The following is a 14,363-nucleotide window of genomic DNA, read 5'->3' as shown; positions in this document are numbered from 1 at the left end:
GACACGGACATCACGAATGGGTAACAGGCGCGGCAAACGGGTGACGACGTATCTGGCGGCCGTCCCTCACCCACTTGGCCCCCGGAAGTCACGGATCGAGCCGGGGAGATCAGCATGGTTCCGCTCGGGGCGAGCGCGCAAGAAGCAGGACGGCCCGCGCCGGTGCGGGGGCTGGGCGGCGCGTTCACCCCGGACCCCGCCACCGGCGGAGGCAGCTTCGCGGTGCCGCTCGACCTGCCGCCCGGCCCCGGCGGCATCGCGCCCGCGCTGGCGCTGCGCTACATCACCGGCGCGCCGAACGGCGCCTTCGGCGGCGGGTTCGCGCTGCCGCTGCCGCAGGTCCGCCTGGCCGACGGCGGCGCGCGTTCCGGCGACGAGGGCCGGCTGACCCGGCGGGGCGACGGCTTCGTGCTCACCACCCGGTCGGGGCTCCGGCACGTCCTCGGCACGACCGACGGCGGCCGGTCGGCCGGCTCCGCCTGGTACCTCGAACGCACCGAGGACGCGTTCGGCAACGCCGCGGAGTTCGATTGGGCGCACCACAGCGGCCAGGCGTACCTCGCGCGCGTCTCCTACGGACCGTACGAAGTGGACTTCACCTACGACTCGCGGCCGGACGTGCTGCGCTGGGGCCGCGGCGGCACCCTCGTCACGACGGAACTGCGGTGCACCCGGGTCGACCTGCGGGTGCCCGCGGACGCCCGGCCGCTCGTCCGGCGCTGGACCCTCGGCTACGGCGAGGACGACGTCACCGGCGCGTCCCTGCTGACGTCCGTTGCGCTCACCGGGTTCGACGCGCACGGCGGCGAGACGGCCGCGCCACCGCTGCGGCTGGCCTACGCCCGCGTCGAACCGCCGGCCGCGCGGCGGGTGCAGTTCGCCGCGAAGGCCCGGACCGGCGGCGGCGTGCTGCTGCTCCGCGACTCCGTGCCCTACTTCTCCTTGGAGCCCGCCGACCTCCCGCGCACCGGGCGGCTGAGCGAGATCGACAACGGGCTCGGGCTGCGGACGTCGGTCGAGTACGCGACCGTCGACGCGGCGTCGGTGGTCCGGCGCGTCACGCAGCGGGAAGTGGTCACCGGGCAGGCGGGCGTCACCGAGTTCGAGTACCACGACGGCCGGGCCACCGGCTTCGGCCGCGTCGTCCAGGACGAGCTCGGCGACGCGTACGCGCCGACGCTGCGGACCGTGCGCTGGTTCGGCGACGGCGGCCTCCTCGACAAGGAAGAGACCTACGGCCTCGACGGATCCGCCGAGGCGGACCGGCCGTACCACCGGGTCGAGCACGCTCGCCGTCCGAAGTGGACGCGGTCGGTCGCGACCGTGTTCGAACGCCGCGAGCGGCCCGTCTCGGTCACCACGACCGAGACGGCGTTCGACGCCTCCGGCAACCCTGTCCGGGAGGTGGAAACGACCAAGCGGCCCGGCCGCGAACCGGTGATCCGCGAGACGCGCACGACGTACGCGACCGCGCCCGAGCGCCGGTTCGCCGCCCTGCCCGCCCGCGTCCGCATGCTCGACGGAACCGGGAAAGTGGTGTCCGACAAGCTGTTCCGCTACGACGAGCGGCCGGACGGCAGCGCCGGGACGCACGGCCTGCTCACCGCGCGGGAGGAGCTGGTGCTCACCGACGCGCTCGTGGCCGACGTCTACGGCCCGATCGTGCCGGACTTCCGCCACCACGGCTACCACCGCCGTCCGGGCGAGGACGGCTGGTGGGTGACGACGTTCCACGGGCGGCTCGACACCGTCGCCGGGCTGCGCACCACCACGACCGGCCCGCACGGTCACACCCGTGAGGTGCGCTATTCCGCCGACCGCTGTTTTCCCGAGATCGCCTCGGATCCGCTCGGGAACGTGACCTCGACGCGCTACGACGTCCGGACGGCGCGGGTGTGCGAGGTGACCGATCCGGCGGGCGCGGTGACGACGGTGACCCTCGACCCGCTGGGGCGTCCGGAAACCGTGGTGCGCCCGGGTGACTCGGCGGACCTGCCGACGGTCCGGTACCGCTACGACCCGACGGGAGTCACGACCGAGCAGCGGGCGGTGTCGGGCGAGGTCGAGGTGATCGTGACGGCGGAGGTGCGCGACGGCGCCGGCCGGCTGCTGCGGCGCCGGCACGCCGAGTTGCTCGGCGACGTCGTCGACGAGCACCACGAGTACTGCGCGCGCGGCCTCGTGTGCCGCACGAGCCGGGCGTTCCGGGACGGCGATCCGCCCACCGCACCCGAAGAATTCCGCTACGACGCACTGGGCCGTCCACTGGGGACGTCCACATCGGACAGTCCCTCGACGGTCGTGCGCGACCTCCTCGGACGGGAGCTGCGAGACGCGGGCGGCGTCGTGCACGCCCGCGACGCCGCGGGCAACCCGGTCGAGACGCGGACCGCGGGCGGCCACACGGTGTACCGCGTGCACGACGCGGCCGACCGAGTGGTCGCGGTGCTGGTCGACGACCCGGGCGGTACCCCGGTCACGACGTTCACCTACCACGACGGCGGGCTACCCGTGCCGCCCGAAGCGGGGCCGCACAGCTGCGGGCGGCTGGTGCGCATCGCCGACGAATCCGGCGTGACGCTGTTCGGCTACGACGCGCTCGGGTACCCGGCCGAGCGGCGCTGGCGGCCGGCGCACGTGGCCGTCGAGTACCGGCTCGACGTCCTGCGCCGCGCGGACGGGCGACTGTCCGAAGTGGTCTACCCCGACGCCGGCGACGGGCGGCTGACCGTCCGCCACCAGTACGACGAGGCCGGGCGGCTGGTGAGCGTGCCGGGCTTCGTCGACGCCGTCCAGTACGACCTGCGCGGCCGCCGCACCGCGGTGCACTACGCGAACGGCGTCAGCGAGCACTTCGTGCCGAAGCACGTCATCACCGGCCCCGGCGGCCTGCGGCACGACGTCGCGCTCCGCGAGCCCGAGGATCCGCCGTCGGGCAGCGAGATCCACGACGCGTTCGGCAGGCTGCGCGGGGTGCACGGCGACGGCGTCAACGCGCTGTACGGCTACGACCACGCCGGCCGCCGCGTCCGCACCCTGGTCACCAACGGCACGCGCATCCACGAGGTCCTGACCCCGGACGAGCTGTACGCGGTCGAGGACGGCGAGTTGGTGGTCGTGGTGGCGGGCACGGTCCGCTGCCACGCGGACGGCCGCCGCCACTACCTGCACCTCGACGCGGCGGACGGCATCGCCCTGATCACCGACGAGACCGGCGAGGTCGTGAGTGAGAAACAGCGTTAGCACACTGTTTCCCACTCACGACGTCAGTCCAGCACGGCCAGGTCGAGGCGGTCGAGGCGCTCGGGGTCGGCGAGGATGTCGATCTCCACGATCCGGCCGCCGGCCACGGTGAAGCCGAGCACCGAGAACGGCCGCCCCTCCCGGATGCCGACCACGCCCGCCGCGCCGTTGACCAGGGCCCGGCGGACCGTGCCGCCGCCCGCCCCGAGTCGCGAGAACGTCAGCGCCTGGTTGGCCACCGCCGCCGGGCCGCGCACCTCGACCGAGCCGCCCGCCGCGCCGCGGTCCGCGCGCAGCACGACCTGCGGGTCGAGGACCGAGACGAGCGCGTCGAAGTCGCCGCCGCGGGCCGCCGCCAGGAAGGCGTCGACGACTTCGCGCTGCCGGGCGAGGTCCGGGTCGGGCGCGACCGGGGCACCCTGGACGCGCCGCCGGGCGCGGCTCGCCAGCTGCCGGGTCGCCGCCTCGGACCGGCCGACGATCGGCGCGATCTCCTGGAACGGCATCGCGAACATGTCCCGCAGCACGAACGCCAGCCGCTCGCCCGGGGTGAGCGTGTCGAGCACGACCAGCAGCGCGAGGCCGACCGAATCCGCCATCAGCGCCTCGTGCTCGGGCCCGGCGTCCTCGCGGCTGACGATCGGGTCGGGCACCACGACGTCCCACGGCTCCTCGCGGCGGGCCTTGCGCGAGCGCAGCATGTCGAGACAGACGCGCCCGACGACCGTGGTCAGCCAGCCGCCGAGGTTTTCGACGGCGGCCGAGTCGCTCCGGCTCAGCCGCAGCCACGACTCCTGCACGGCGTCTTCGGCCTCGCTCAGCGAGCCCAGCATCCGGTAGGCGACGGACCGGAGGTGATCGCGGTGGGTCTCGAAGCTGCGGGCCAGCAGGTCTTCGTTCACGGGCTAGTCCTTTCGCGTGCGTCTCCACCTTGACGTATCGCGCGGCGCGGATGTGACAGGTCTGACGACTGCATCCCGCTCAGCGGCATCTGCCCTTGACGTACGATATATGACCGCATAATCATCGGACCTCTCCGACGAAGGAGCGGCCATGAGAGTCCGAGCCTGCCTCGCCGCGGTCATCGTGCTGCTGGCGAGCCTGGTCACCCCGGCGAACGCCGAGCTGTTCAACCCGCGCCAGGACTGGCTGCGGGCTTCGACGGCCGGGCTGTTCCTGCACTGGGGTATGTTCACCGCGCCGCGGCACACCGACTGCGCCGCCTGGGAACACGATGTCACCGCCGGCGGCTGGACGCCGGACTACTGGATCGACGAGGCGACGAAGCTCGGCGCGTCCTACGTCGTCCTCACCACCTTCCACAGCCGGCTGGGCTACGCGCGGCCGTGGCCGTCGAAGATCCCCGGCAGTTGCTCGACCCAGCGTGACTTCCTCGGCGAGCTGATCGCCGCGGGCAAGGCCAAGGGCGTCCGCGTGATGCTCTACATGACCGACGATCCCCAGTGGCACAACGAAAGCGGCCACGAGTCGCTCGACTCGGCCGCCTACTCGGCGTACAAGGGCCACCCGGTCGACCTGACCACCCGTCCCGGCTTCGGCGAGTTCAGCTACGACCTGTTCGACGAGGTCATGGACCGCTACTCGGACCTCGCCGGGTTCTGGATCGACAACGACAACGAGTACTGGGAGCAGCACGGGCTCTACGAGCACATCCGCGAGAAGCGGCCGTCCTGGTTGCTGAGCAACAACAACGAGGACACGCCGATCATGGACACGGTCAGCAACGAGCAGAAGACCGGCATGACGCCGTCCTACGACTACCCGCAGGCGATCTACACGCCGATGCCGCGGCTCACCGAGGCCGACTACAAGCTGCCGACCAACGGCGACTGGTGGTACAGCGGCGGCGACCAGGCCGTCGACGTCCGGCTCTCCACCGGCCGCTACATCACGAACGCGGGCTCGTCGATCAAGTCGCTGATGGCCGAAACCGCCATGCTGAACGGGAAGTTCCCGCCGCAGCAGGAGGCGTTCAACAACTTCATGGCGTCCTGGACGCAGCCGATCAAGGAGTCGCTGCAGGGCACCGAAGGCGGCGGCTACATGTACGGCGGCCTGCAACCCGGCTTCTGGAACGACGGCGCGCACGGCGTCATCACCGTCAAGCCCGGGGCGAAGACGCAGTACGTGCACGTCGTCACCCGGCCGTCGACGAACCTGGTCCGCTTGCGCGACAACGGTTACCGCGTCACCGGCGTGTCCGACGTGCGCACCGGCAAGCCGGTGAAGTTCGCTCAGTCCGGCGGTTATCTGTCCATTCTGGACATCACGGACTGGGACACCTACGACACCGTGTTCAAAGTGGACACCGCCGGACAGCAGTACTTCTACGACAAGAGCACGATCACGGCGACCGCGTCGGCGTCGGCGCCCGGTCATCCGGCGTCGAACCTCGTCGACGGCAGCTATCTGAACTACTGGGACGCGGGTGGCCGGCAGCCGGTGTCGGTGACGCTGGACCTGGGCAAGAAGCGGTCGACGGCCTACCTGGCGGTGCACGAGCGCGAGTCGTCGCCGACGGCGGCGCGCGAGTCCTTCGGCCGCGCCGAGGATTCCGCGCGGATCAAGGACTACCGCGTCTACGCCAGTGACGACGGGAAGAACTGGGGACAGCCGGTGCGTACCGGCGCCCTGCCGAGCACCCGCGGCGTCCAGTTCGTCGACGTCGGCGAGGTGCACGCGCGCTACCTCAAGCTCGAGGTGCTGAACACGTGGTCCGGCCCGCAGGCCAAGCCGTTCTTCCAGCAGCTCGCACTCGACGAGATCGATGTCGCCTACGGCTACCCCGATCCCCGCGGCGAGGTTCCCTTGGAAGCGGAGTCGTGGCACAACGGCTTCGACGGCAAGGCATCGCCGGTGTGGTGCGAAGCGTGCTCGGGCACGGCCGAGGTCACCGGGCTCGACCGCGGCGCGGTCACCTTCCGGGACGTCCCGGCGTCGGGTCCCTCGCGGTTGCAGCTGGACACGACGGGGCCGGGCGCGCTTTCGGTGAGCGTGAACGGCGCGGCCCCGATCGCGGTCACGATCCCGCCGTCGGCGCCCGGAGTGGTGACCTCGACGGCGATCCCGGTGCCGCTCAACGCCGGACCGAACACGATCAAGGTGTCCGGGACGGCGGCTCTCGACCGGATCGCGGTGGCGCCGCTGCCACCCGAGTCGTACACGCCGACGACGACGTTGACCGTGAAACCCGCTGGTGTGCAATGGGTTTCGCCGGGTCAGCAGTCGTTGACGGTCACCGCGTCGCTGCGGCTCGACGTCGACGACCCGATCGACCAGGTGTCCCTCGCTCCGGTCGTCCCGGCGGGCTGGACGCTCCAAGGTGCCCCGGTGACCGCGTCGAACCTGCGGCTCGGCCAGGTCCTGAGTGGATCGTGGACGGTGACGGCCCCGGCCGCCCAGGCCGCGACCATCCCGGTCACGGCGTCGTTCACGACGCTCGGGCGGGCGAAGTCGGTGAGCAAGCCGGTGCAGGTGAGACCGCGTCCGGCGGACCGGGTGTTCATGCGCGAGGCGGAGGACTCGGCCAACGACATCGGCGACGCCGGCGTCACGAGCTGCTCGTCGTGCTCGGGCGGGCAGAAGGTGCGCAACATCGGCGGCAGCGCGGGCGCGGCGGTCACGTTCCCGGACGTCACCGTCGGCGCGGCCGGGCAGTACCTGCTCTACCTCGACTTCACCGTCAACGGCGACCGGTCGTACTTCGTGTCGGTGAACGGCGGCGCGCCGGTGGAGGTGAAGGTCAGCGGCGTCGGCAACAGCACGCCGTACACCACGTCGGTCCCGGTGACGCTGAACGCGGGCGCCAACGTGATCCGGATCGGCAACGACCGGGACGGCGCCCCGGACCTGGACCGGATTTCACTGGGTTAACTCGCGCAGCACCCGGGCCGGGTCGACGTCGACGGCACGGCCCGGGTCGCCGCCCGCTGCACTCCAGGCGACGGAGACCCACAGCTCGGCGTAGTCCCCGCGGTCGACACCGGGCAGCTGCCAGGTGAGCCGCGCCCCGTCGAGCTCGACGGCGTCGGCCAGCTGCCTCGACCAGTACGGCGGCACATGCTGCCCGGCCCGGGAGCAGTGGCGCAGCTCTTCGACGCCGGGACCGCCGACGCTCACGACGGCGTCGGCGGTCCTGGCGGTGAAGGCGCCTTCGCCGGCCTCGACGTCCTCGGGCGCCCCGCTCAGCTCGGCCTGGACGACGAACTCGCTGAGCGCTTCCCGGGCCAGCACCCGGAAGACGACGGTCTCCCGGGTGACGCCGGGCTGCTCGGGCGTGGTGGTCCCGGAGACCACGTCGAGCCGGACGGACTGGTGCCGCCACCGGCACAGCCGCGCGCCGGAATCGAGCCCCCAGGTGTGCTCGGGTCTCGAGGGCACGTCCCAGCCCCCGATCCGCACGGCGAACCGCACGTCACCGAGCGGAGTGGCGACGTCGAGCGCCCGCGGAGCCGCCCGCGACAGCACTTCGGTGTCCAGCATGCAGACATCCTTACCCCGCGCCGCGACGCGCGAAAATGCCGCACGCGAACGTCACCCGTCCGTGGAGGACGCACGACGGGGGGCCACCTCGAAGTCGCCGAGGTGGCCCCCACGGTTCGCCGTGCGTCAGAAGGCGGACGTGCCGTTCGGCGTGCCCAGGCCGGTCGGCCCGTCGTAGCCGGCGCCGGCCGTGCAGAGGTAGCTGCCGCCGCAGCTGCCGTTCGAGCCCGATGTCACGTCGTTCAGCCCGGCCGTGTGCGCGTACGGGTACGACCCCGACGTCACCGAGTTCCCCGCCAGCGCGTACACGCTCGCGATCACCGGCGACGACAAGCTCGTGCCGCCCACCTGCACCCAGCCGTCGGCGCCCTGGGCGAGGCCCAGCGCCAGCAGGAAGTCGCACCACGACGAGCTGCCGCAGCTGTTGTACGTGTCGTAGACGCCGAGCCCGGTCGCCGGGTCCGCGTCCGCCGAGACGTCCGCGACCGTCCTCTTCGCACAGCCGGTGTCGTGCTGCCACGACGGCTTCGCTTCCAGCGTCGAACATCCGCTGCCGCTGCCGTTCCACGCCGTCTCGGTCCAGCCGCGCGGGGTGCTCGTCGCCTTCTTCAGCGTCGTGCCGCCCACCGACGTGACGTACGGCGACGAAGCCGGCCAGCTGACGCCGTAGCCGGAGTCACCGGAGGACGCCGTGACCGCGATGCCCGGGTGGTTGAGGTGCGCGTCGGCGGCCAGGATCGTCGAGTCCTCGGGGCCGCCGTAGCTGTTGGAGATCGCCACCACGCCCGGCGTCGCCGCGGCTGTGTCGACCGCCGTCATCAGCGGGTCGGTGTCCGGGGAATTGGCTTCCACCAACAGGATCTTGCAGTCCGGGCAGGTCGCCGACACCGCGTCGAGGTCGAGGCTGATCTCTTCGGCCCAGCCGTAGTCGGGCGTGGGCAGCGGGCTCGCCGCGCCGTTCTGGTTGACCTTCTTGAAGCAGCCGTTGGCGGTGGTGCAGGCCGAAAGCCCGCGCGCCGAACGGAACTTCGCGAGGTCCGCCTCCGCCGTCGGCGCGTCCTGGGCGTCGACGATGGCGACCGTCCTGCCGTTCGAGTGCAGGCCGCCGAGGTTGTACGCGGCCTGGATCTCGGCCGGTCCGTAGCCGACCGGGGTGGCGGTGACCAGCGGCCCGTTGCCCTTCGGCGAGCGGATCGCCTTGCCGAGGCAGTGGAACTTGCCGGAGGTCGCACAGCTGAAGTTGACCACGCCGCCGCTCTTCAGCGGCGCGGCTTCGGCGGGTGAGGCCGCGGCGACCGACAGCGGGGCCGCGACGAGGGAGAGGGCGACGAGGGACCGGAACAGCCGTTTTGCACGCGAAGGCGCCATGCTACTCCTCGGTAGGGGACCGGGTGTGGCACGGGATCGTCGCATGTCACTCGTTCAGGGTCACCCGCCTGATGGATGTTTCTCGGTTCAGTGATTCGCCCACTACGCGGCAAACCGGACCATCGGCCCCACAACGTCTCACCCGGCCGCGTGATTGGTCCAGACAACTGTTACCAAAAAGTGACCGAAGCTCCGCTGAGCGGGAGCTACTTTGTTGTGACTCGCAACAAATGCTCGTGGATCCCCAACGGCGGAGGTGTCACGGCGTGAACCGGACCTTTGGCAAGCTTCGACGGCGCCGGCGCGGCGTCGTCACCCTCATCGCGGCGGCCCTGCTGCTCGGCGCCGGGCTCACCGCCCCCGCCGCGCTCGCCGCGGACGACTACACGCAGAGCGTCACGCAGCTGAGCTCGACGCAGGTGCAGCTCAACTTCACCCCGACCACCCCCGCGCTGTACGTGGACGTCCACTACACCGGCGTGCCGGGCCTGGGCCAGCAGAACATCCGGATGACCAACGGCTCCGGCACCTGGCGCACCACCGTCGGCGGCCTGAGCAGCGGCAACGTCCTCGACTACTGGTTCACCTACGAGAAGAGCGGCCCGCAGTACGACACCCCGCACTTCACCTACACCGTGGGCGGCGGTGGCACGACGACGGTCGCGGCGCCCACGTTCAGCCCGCCCGGCGGCACGTATTCCACCGCCCAGACGGTGACCATCAGCAGCGCCACCGCGGGCGCCACCATCCGGTACACAGTGGACGGTTCGACGCCCACCGCGTCCTCGGCGCTCTACAGTGGACCGATCAGCGTCCCGAACTCCCGCACGGTCAACGCGATCGCGCTCAAGTCCGGTTCGACGAACTCCGCGGTGTCGAGCGCGAGCTACACGATCGGCACCCAGGCGGGCTGCCCGACGCAGTCGGACACCCCGAACTTCGGCCCGAACGTGCGGATCTTCGACCCGAGCATGTCCGCGGCGACCATCCAGGCGCAGCTCGACACCGACTTCAACAACCAAAAGGACACGCAGACGGCGCAGTTCGCCGACCGGCGCGTCGCCCACCTCTTCAAGCCGGGCACCTACGGCGTGCACGACAACGTCGGCTTCTATACGTCGGTGGCGGGCCTGGGCCAGAACCCGGACGACGTCGTGATCAACGGCGACATCACCGTGGACGCGTTCAACCCGTCCGACAACGGCGTCGCGCTGCAGAACTTCTGGCGCTCGGCGGAGAACATGGCCGTCAACCCCTCCAGCGGCAACGACCGCTGGGCGGTCGCGCAGGCCGCGCCGTTCCGCCGGATGGACGTCCGCGGCGGGCTGCAGCTGTACCCGGCGAGCTACGGCTACGCCAGCGGCGGCTACATCGCCGACACGAAGGTGTCCGGCCAGGCCGCGTCGGTTTCGCAGCAGCAGTGGTACACCCGCGACTCGGCGCTCGGCAGCTGGAACGGCGGCGTGTGGAACATGGTCTTCTCCGGCACGAGCGGCGCGCCGGCGAACACGTTCCCGAACCCGCCGGAGACCACGCTGGCGACCACGCCCGTGTCCCGTGACGTGCCCTACCTCTACGTCGACGGCACCGGCAAGTACCGCGTGTTCCTGCCTTCCCTGCGCACCAACGCCTCCGGCCCGAGCTGGGCGAGCGGCAGCACCCCCGGGACGTCGGCGCCGATGAGCCAGTTCTACGTCGTCAAGGCCGGTGACACGGCCGCGTCGATCAACAACGCGCTCGCGGCGGGCTGCAACCTGTTCTTCACGCCGGGCATCTACCACCTCGACCAGACGCTCAACGTGACCCGCGCCGGCACGACGATCCTCGGCATCGGCTACCCGACGCTGGTGCCCGACAACGGCGTCAACGCGATGCAGGTGTCCGATGTGGACGGTGTCCGGCTCAAGGGCCTGCTCTTCGACGCGGGCACGGCGAACTCGCAGGCGCTGCTCACGGTCGGCCAGTCCGGGTCGTCGGCGTCGCACGCGTCGAACCCGACGACGGTCCAGGACGTCTTCTTCCGGATCGGCGGCGAGCTCGCCGGCAAGGCGACGAACAGCCTGGTCGTCAACAGCGCCAACACGATCATCGACCACATCTGGGCGTGGCGGGCCGACCACGGCAACGCGGGCACGGTCGGCTGGACCACCAACACGGCCGACACCGGGCTCACGGTCAACGGCGCGAACGTGACGGCGACCGGCCTGTTCGTCGAGCACTACCAGAAGTACCAGGTGGTCTGGAACGGCCAGGGCGGGAAGACGATCTTCTTCCAGAACGAAATGCCCTACGACGTGCCGAACCAGGCGTCGTGGAACGCGCCATCGGGGGTCGCGGGGTACGCGGCCTACAAGGTCGGGGCGAACGTGACCTCGCATGAGGCCTGGGGTCTCGGGAGCTACTGCTTCTTCGACACGAACCCGGCGGTGTCCAGCTACCACGCGTTCGAGGTGCCGAACACCAGCGGCGTGAAGTTCCACAGCCTGCTGACGGTTTCGCTCAACTACCGCGGCACGATCACGCACGTCATCAACGACACCGGTGGCACCACGCCTTCGGGCACGGTGCCGGTGAACGTGGTGAGCTACCCGTAAGCGGTCTGCCGCGACTGGTCGTGAGTGGGAAACAGGGTTAGAACACTGTTTCTCACTCACGACCTGTTAGGCGACGTGCAGCACGGCGTCGGCACTGTCGAGCAGCTCCTGGTCGAGCCCGAAGTAGCCGCGGTCGGGCCGGGTGTCGGTGCGCTTGCGGCCGCGGGGGATGTCGGCTGTCAGCTTCCACGTCCCGGTGTCGCGCTGCAGGACGCCTTCGTAGGTGTCCGCGGCCGGCTCCGCCAGGCCGAGGGCTTCGCTGTGGCCGAGGCTCCCGGCGATGAACGCGTACCGGTCGCCGAGCAGCGACGCGACGATCGCCCCCGCGCCGGACCCCAGGTGGCCGTTGTGCGCGAACACCAGCGTCCGGCCTCGCGGACGTTCGATGTCGCGGATGTCGAGGAGGTTCTGCGCCATGAGAACCGCGCGCATGCCCGCCAGGCGCGCGATCCTCGTGTCCCGGTCGCCGGGCCGGGCCGACGCCGCGTGGTAGCGCAGCAGGCCGAGCCCGGCGGTGGCGTGCACCTTGGCCCGCACCCACGCGGTCTCCCCGGCGAGCCGAGGCGCGCGAGCGTAGAGCGTCGTGAGCAGGTCGTCGGCGAGCACCCGCAGCTCGCGGGCCTCCGGTGTGGCGCCCGGGGATTCGGCCGGGTCGAGGATCGCTTCGGAACGGCTCCAGCGTTCGTCGTCGCCGGTCAGGGCCGCGACGTCGACGTCGAGTCCGAGGTAGTCGCGGACGTGTTCGAGGTAGCTGCGCGGGCTGGGCGCGCTGAACGTCTCGGCCGGGGCGTCGAAGCCGTGGAAGGTCAACGGCTCGCCGGCGGTTTCGTTGTACTCACGCAGCCACGCGAGCAGCTGCCGGTTGGCGGGCACCTCGCCGAAGCCGTGTGAGAACCCGCCGTCGAGCGCGGCGACGCGGTCGGTCTCCAGCGCGATCGACCGGAAGCCGTGGCCGGCCAGCCGCGCGAAGAGGTCGTTGCGGATCCGCGCGAAGGCCGGTTCGAAGTGCGTCGGCTCCCCGAAGGCGAGCAGTTCGGCGGTGAAGTCCGTGATGTCCATGTGGTTGAATCGTATCCTTGAACACTCGGTTGAGACCTGCTGACCTCGCCCGCGAGCACGGCATCTCCACGCAGGCGGTCCGCAACTACGAGCAGGACGGCTTCCTCCCGACGGCCGCCCGCACGCCGAGCGGCTACCGGGTTTACACGCCTGCCCACGCGGCGGCGCTGCGGGCGTTCCTCGCGCTGGTCACGGCGTACGGGCACGCGACGGCGGGCGGGATCATGCACGCCGTCCACTCCGGTGACCTCGACCGCGCCTTGACGCTCGTCGACCGCGGGCACCTGCAGCTGCTGCGCGACCGCGAAACCCTCGACGCGGTGCGCAAGGCCATCGGCCACCTGACCGCCGAGGCGGCCCCTCGGCCGGCCGGGGCCGACTGGTCGATCGGCGAGCTGGCCCACCGCCTCGACGTCACGGCGGCCACCATCCGGGCGTGGGAGCGTGCCGGCATCCTCGTCCCGGCGCGCAACCCCGCGACCGGCTACCGGGTCTTCCGGCCGGCCGACATCCGCGACGCCGAGCTGACCCACCTGCTCAGGCGCGGCGGCTACCCGCTGGAGCACATCGCGACGGTGGTCGGCCAGGTCCGCACGGCCGGCGGCACCGAATCCCTGGCCGACGCACTGGAGACCTGGCAGGAACGGCTCACCGCGCGGGGCTTGGCCATGCTCGGCGCGGCCGGCCTGCTCAGCGCGTACCTCGCCTCACAGCCGTGACTTCGGGTGCAGCCGGTCGTACTCGAGGGCGGCCGAGTGCTGGGTCCGCACGCGCAGGGCCGTCTCCTTGTCGTCGTCGTCGACCTCGTTGAGCCCGAGCTGGACGGCCAGCCGGATCTGCTCGCGGTTGTCGCGCACGACGGCGGAGAAGAAGTCGTCGATCCGCGGGTCGACGAGGACTTCGAGCAGCACGCGGAACGACGTGTCGACGACCGTCCGCACGATCTCGTCGTGGAACGGCAGCCGCTTGAGCTTTCCGAGCTGCGGGTCCTCGGCGATCTTCTCGGCGATGATCGTGCGCAGCTCGTCCTTGCTCGCGCCGAGCGACTTGGCCAGGTTTTCCGGGTAGTTGCCGGTTTCCAGCACCTTGACGACCTCGTCGAGCACCGCGATGGTGATCGGCTTCTTGATCGCCTTGACGATCGGCTCGGACAGCCTGTCGACGAGCCGGTAGGTGAACTGCTCCCCGACGGCCCGGTCCGCGGCCCGCCCGATCCGGACCAGCAGCAGGACGACGGTGACGAACTTGTGCGCGACCATCGCGGGATGCGCGACGGGGATCATCGCGAACAGCTCGTACCAGTTGCGCACCAGGAACTTCCGCGCCCACCGGCGCTTCCGCCACCGCCACAGGAACTCGAGCAGGAAGATCCCGCAGATCCCGCAGTCGATGAAGAAGATCACGAGCCCGACGTCCCGAGCGGGCGGGCTGAGCACCATGAACCCCAGCAACCCGACCGAACCGGCGGCGAGGATGAGCATGATCCAGTCGTCGGCCCGCACGTTCCCGGGCAGGATCCCGCTGTTGAGCTCCGGCTCGCGGGCGTCGCGAAGGGTGGCCATGCCCGATGATGGCACGCAGCGTGCTGATCAGCCG

At 71.1% G+C, this 14,363-nt stretch carries 9 protein-coding genes; 4 read left to right on the top strand and 5 right to left on the bottom strand.

Going from position 1 to position 14,363, the window contains the following annotated elements:
- Window positions 1-114: 114 nt before the first annotated feature.
- Complete coding sequence (locus OG738_RS14945) at window positions 115-3,243, top strand: SpvB/TcaC N-terminal domain-containing protein (protein WP_329054479.1); 3,129 nt, start codon at window positions 115-117, stop codon at window positions 3,241-3,243.
- A gap of 23 nt (window positions 3,244-3,266) precedes the next feature.
- Here OG738_RS14945 and OG738_RS14940 read toward each other — a convergent pair whose 3' ends face one another.
- Window positions 3,267-4,145 (bottom strand): sigma-70 family RNA polymerase sigma factor, encoded by an 879-nt coding sequence (locus OG738_RS14940; protein ID WP_329054477.1) that lies wholly within the window; start codon window positions 4,143-4,145, stop codon window positions 3,267-3,269.
- Between the two features lie 151 nt (window positions 4,146-4,296).
- On the opposite strand from OG738_RS14940, the gene OG738_RS14935 reads away from it, so the two are divergent.
- Window positions 4,297-7,137 carry an alpha-L-fucosidase gene (locus OG738_RS14935; RefSeq protein ID WP_329054476.1) on the top strand — a complete coding sequence of 947 codons (2,841 nt, stop codon included), beginning with the start codon at window positions 4,297-4,299 and terminating at the stop codon, window positions 7,135-7,137.
- Here OG738_RS14935 and OG738_RS14930 read toward each other — a convergent pair.
- Together OG738_RS14930 and OG738_RS14925 are read right to left on the bottom strand one after the other, a co-directional pair.
- A complete protein-coding gene (locus OG738_RS14930) occupies window positions 7,126-7,746 on the bottom strand; it encodes a hypothetical protein (RefSeq protein ID WP_329054475.1) in 621 nt (206 codons plus the stop codon). The genes OG738_RS14935 and OG738_RS14930 overlap by 12 nt on opposite strands.
- A gap of 126 nt (window positions 7,747-7,872) precedes the next feature.
- The gene (locus tag OG738_RS14925; protein WP_329054474.1) at window positions 7,873-9,114 is read right to left on the bottom strand and encodes a S53 family peptidase; all 1,242 of its coding nucleotides are present in this window, start codon (window positions 9,112-9,114) and stop codon (window positions 7,873-7,875) included.
- 266 nt (window positions 9,115-9,380) lie between these two features.
- On the opposite strand from OG738_RS14925, the gene OG738_RS14920 reads away from it, so the two are divergent.
- Entirely contained in the window at window positions 9,381-11,708 is a 2,328-nt protein-coding gene (locus OG738_RS14920; RefSeq protein WP_329054473.1) for a chitobiase/beta-hexosaminidase C-terminal domain-containing protein, read from the top strand.
- A 66-nt stretch (window positions 11,709-11,774) separates the two neighbouring features.
- Here OG738_RS14920 and OG738_RS14915 read toward each other — a convergent pair whose 3' ends face one another.
- On the bottom strand, window positions 11,775-12,767 hold the full coding sequence (locus OG738_RS14915; RefSeq protein WP_329054472.1) for an erythromycin esterase family protein: 993 nt from the start codon (window positions 12,765-12,767) through the stop codon (window positions 11,775-11,777).
- 29 nt (window positions 12,768-12,796) lie between these two features.
- Between OG738_RS14915 and OG738_RS14910 the strand changes: the two genes are divergently transcribed.
- Window positions 12,797-13,486, top strand: a complete 690-nt coding sequence (locus OG738_RS14910; protein ID WP_329054470.1) for a TioE family transcriptional regulator — start codon at window positions 12,797-12,799, stop codon at window positions 13,484-13,486.
- Here OG738_RS14910 and OG738_RS14905 read toward each other — a convergent pair.
- Window positions 13,475-14,329, bottom strand: a complete 855-nt coding sequence (locus OG738_RS14905) for an ion transporter (protein ID WP_329054469.1) — start codon at window positions 14,327-14,329, stop codon at window positions 13,475-13,477. The two genes, OG738_RS14910 and OG738_RS14905, sit on opposite strands and share 12 nt — an antisense overlap.
- Between the last annotated feature and the right edge of the window lie 34 nt (window positions 14,330-14,363).

Origin of the sequence: Amycolatopsis sp. NBC_01488 (genome assembly GCF_036227105.1) — a bacterium.
Taxonomy (GTDB): Bacteria; Actinomycetota; Actinomycetes; order Mycobacteriales; family Pseudonocardiaceae; genus Amycolatopsis.
The sequence above is the reverse complement of the archived record's forward strand: the minus strand, read 5'-3'. Positions and strand labels throughout refer to the sequence as shown.